This window comes from Aquirufa aurantiipilula (assembly GCF_019923745.1).
Taxonomy (GTDB): domain Bacteria; phylum Bacteroidota; class Bacteroidia; order Cytophagales; family Spirosomataceae; genus Aquirufa; species Aquirufa aurantiipilula.
Map to the genome: position 1 here is coordinate 1,909 of NZ_JAANOG010000021.1, position 1,676 is coordinate 3,584.

Genomic DNA, 1,676 nt, shown 5'->3' on the forward strand with positions numbered 1-1,676 from the left:
TAAATTTGGGAAACGATGTAGAGTATCTTAATTTATTAAGAGATTTTACACAAGGTTCTTTGACATATTGTGAGAATAAAGTAAAGAGTAAGAGCAAAAATAGATAGCGATTGCCTTCGGGCATGAAGATATTAGAGAGTAAGTGAAATAAGGGCGTATGGGGGATGCCTAGGCTCTTGGAGGCGATGAAGGACGTGTTAAGCTGCGATAAGCTTCGGGGAGGTGCACAAGACCTTTAATCCGAAGATTTCCGAATGGGGCAACCCACTAGATTGAAGATCTAGTATTCTATATAATAGAAGGCAAACCTGCTGAACTGAAACATCTAAGTAAGCAGAGGAAGAGAAAACAAAAGTGATTCCGTAAGTAGTGGCGAGCGAACGCGGATTAGCCCAAACCAGTGTTGTTGCGGCAAGACTGGGGTTGTAGGACTTCGATATCGATGATATAAATGAACGAGAACTGTCTGGGAAGGCGGGCCGTAGAAGGTGAGAGCCCTGTATTGGTAAGTTTATTTCATTGTAGGAGTATCCTGAGTAGGGGGGGACTGGAGAAATCCCCTTTGAATCTGCCGGCACCATCCGGTAAGGCTAAATACTACCAAGAGACCGATAGTGAACGAGTACTGTGAAGGAAAGGTGAAAAGTACCCTGAGTAAGGGGGTGAAAAGACCCTGAAACCATACGCTTACAAGCGGTCGGAGCCCTTTCGTGGGGTGACGGCGTGCCTTTTGCATAATGAGCCTACGAGTTACTTTCACTGGCGAGGTTAATCACATAGATGTGAGCAGCCGGAGCGAAAGCGAGTCTGAATAGGGCGCTTAGTCAGTGGGAGTAGACGCGAAACTTTGTGATCTACCCATGAGCAGGTTGAAGCTCCGGTAAAACGGAGTGGAGGACCGAACCAGTTTACGTTGAAAAGTATTTGGATGACTTGTGGGTAGGGGTGAAAGGCCAATCAAACTGAGAAATAGCTCGTACTCCCCGAAATGTTTTTAGGAACAGCCTCGGGGTCAAGTTTTAAGCAGGTAAAGCTACCGATAGGACTAGGGGGAGTCAAATCCTACCAAATCCTGACGAACTCTGAATGGCTTAAAATATACCCGGGAGTGAGGGTTGGGGTGCTAAGGTCCCAATCCGAGAGGGAAAGAACCCAGACCAACAGCTAAGGTCCCAAAATCTTTACTAAGTTGAACTAAGGAAGTCTGATTGCAGTGACAGCCAGGATGTTAGCTTGGAAGCAGCTATTCATTTAAAGAGTGCGTAACAGCTCACTGGTCGAGCGAGGCGGGCATCGATAATAAACGGGCATCAAGTAAAGTACCGAAGCTTTGGATTATATTTATATACTGGTAGGGGAGCATTCTGATTGCGGCGAAGGTTGAGCGACAAGCTTGGCTGGAGCGATCAGAAAAGCAAATGTAGGCATGAGTAACGATAATGAGGGCGAGAAACCCTCACGCCGAAAGACTAAGGTTTCCTCAGCTATGCTAATCAACTGAGGGTTAGTCGGGGGCTAAGGGTCTAGCGAGAGCGACAACCTAATGCACAACAGGTTAATATTCCTGTACTTACTTATTGGGCAAATAGATGACGGAGAGAATGGGTTACCAGATACTGACGGAATAGTGTCTTTGAGAGGCGGCAGCAATGCCAAAACGAGTGTAGCGAGTAATC

Annotated in this window: 1 rRNA gene (running past one end of the window); it reads left to right on the forward strand. The window is 46.4% G+C overall.

Features of this window, described 5'->3' with window-relative positions:
• Positions 1-136 precede the first annotated feature (136 nt).
• Positions 137-1,676: ribosomal RNA gene (locus G9H60_RS13105) — 23S ribosomal RNA — on the forward strand; it runs 1,389 nt beyond the window's last position.